This is a genomic window from Oceanobacillus sp. CF4.6, assembly GCF_051262635.1.
In the GTDB taxonomy this organism is placed as follows: domain Bacteria; phylum Bacillota; class Bacilli; order Bacillales; family Amphibacillaceae; genus Oceanobacillus.
Map to the genome: position 1 here is coordinate 1 of NZ_JBIMEX010000039.1, position 544 is coordinate 544.

1 protein-coding gene is annotated in these 544 nt (G+C 44.7%); it reads left to right on the top strand.

Going from position 1 to position 544, the window contains the following annotated elements:
- On the top strand, positions 1-544 hold a 544-nt coding region (locus ACHABU_RS20690; RefSeq protein ID WP_435766841.1), incomplete at both ends, for a quinolinate synthase NadA.

Consider the following 544-nt stretch of genomic DNA (forward strand, 5'->3'; position numbering starts at 1 on the left):
TGCAGACGTGTTGGGTGATTCCCTTCATCTTGCACGTGCTACGGTAGACACCACTGCAGATGTCATCGTGTTCTGTGGTGTTCATTTTATGGCAGAGACGGCGGCTATTTTAAATCCGGACAAAACAGTTCTTCTTCCCGATCTCGAAGCAGGCTGCTCTTTAGCAGATTCCATCACAGCTGATCAGCTCCGTGAATGGAAAGCAGAGCATCCAGATGCCGTTGTGGTTGCTTATGTTAATACAACTGCAGAAGTTAAAGCAGAAAGCGATTATTGTTGTACATCTTCCAATGCGGTAGATATCGTTCGGTCCATACCTGAAGATAAAGAAATCTTGTTTTTGCCGGATATGTTTCTTGGGTCTTTTGTGAAGCGTGAAACAGGTCGGGAAAATATACATATATGGATGGGCGAATGTCATGTTCACGCTGGCATTGCTCCACATCAGGTAGAAGGTGTTCTGACACAGCATCCAGAAGCAGATTTACTTATACATCCGGAATGTGGGTGTTCTACTTCTAGCATGTTCTTAAAATCTGAGGGG